This is a genomic window from Azospirillum brasilense (genome assembly GCF_003349955.1).
Taxonomy (GTDB): domain Bacteria; phylum Pseudomonadota; class Alphaproteobacteria; order Azospirillales; family Azospirillaceae; genus Azospirillum; species Azospirillum brasilense_B.
Genome location: NZ_QLKQ01000173.1, coordinates 1 through 1,370, shown reverse-complemented (window position 1 = coordinate 1,370; position 1,370 = coordinate 1). Strand labels below are relative to the sequence as shown.

General features: G+C 67.4%; 1 protein-coding gene. It reads left to right on the top strand.

Features of this window, described 5'->3' with window-relative positions; all coding sequences use genetic code 11:
- Window positions 1-1,370, top strand: a 1,370-nt coding sequence (locus tag DXK32_RS31910; RefSeq protein WP_247877444.1) for a Tn3 family transposase, incomplete at both ends; no start/stop codon positions are given.

The following is a 1,370-nucleotide window of genomic DNA, read 5'->3' as shown; positions in this document are numbered from 1 at the left end:
CGATCAGGCGTTCCGAACGGTGACCGACAACCTTCCTCAAAATGCCGGCATCCGCATCGAACGGAATGGCACCGACGAGGACCTGGTGCTGACCGGCCTCGACCGCCTCGACGAGCCGGCCAGGCTCGTCGCTCTGCGGGACGCCGTGACAGCGCGCCTGCCGCGTGTCGATCTGCCGGAATTGCTGCTGGAAATCGATGCCCGGACCGGCTTCGCTGGCGCCTTCACCCATGCCAGCGAAGCCGAGGCGCGGGCGCAGGACCTGCCGACGACGCTGTGTGCCATGCTGCTGGCCGAGGCGTGCAACACCGGCCTGGAACCGCTGGTGCGCCCGGACCTGCCGGCGCTCCGGCGGTCGCGCCTGAGCTGGGTCCGGCAGAATTATCTGCGGGCAGAAACCCTGACCCTGGCCAATGCCCGCCTCGTCGCCGCCCAGAACGGCATCGACCTGGCGCGGCGGTGGGGCGGCGGCGATGTCGCCTCCGCCGATGGGCTGCGTTTCGTGGTACCGGTGCGCACCATCCACGCCGGCCCTAACCCGAAGTACTTCGGCTCCGAGCGCGGCGTCACCTACTATAACCTCGTGTCCGACCAGTTCACCGGCCTGAACGCCATCACCGTGCCCGGCACCCTGCGCGACAGCCTGGTGCTGCTGAGCGTCGTGCTGGAACAGGAGACCGAGTTGGAGGCGACCGAGATCATGACCGACACGGGCGCTTACACGGACGTGATCTTCGGTATCTTCTGGCTGCTCGGCTACCAGTTCAGCCCGCGGATCGCCGATGTCGGCGGCGCCCGATTCTGGCGGGCCGATCCGGCGGCCGACTACGGCCCCCTCGACAAGCTGGCCGCGCACAAGGTGAGGACGGGCCTCATCGCCGAGCATTGGGACGATCTGTTGCGCTTGGCCGGCTCGCTCAAGCTGGGCCTCGTGCAGGCTGGCGGGCTGATGCGGACGCTCCAGACGAACGACCGGCCAACCCGGCTGGCACGGGCGCTGGAGGAACTGGGCCGGATCATCAAGACGCTCTATCTGCTGGCCTACATCGACGACGAAGCCTATCGCCGCCGCATCCTCACCCAACTCAACCGTGGTGAGGGCCGCCATCAACTCGCCCGCGTCGTCTTCCACGGCAAGCGGGGCGAACTGCGTCAGCGCTACCGGGAAGGTCAGGAGGACCAGCTCGGCGCCCTTGGTCTGGTCGTCAACGCCATCATCCTGTGGAACACGATTTACATGGACGCCGCGCTTGACCAACTGCGGATGGAAGGTCTCGATGTTCGCAACGAGGACGTGGCCCGCCTGTCGCCGCTTGCCCATGAGCACATCAACATGCTCGGCCGTTACGCCTTCACCCTGCCCGAGCCGG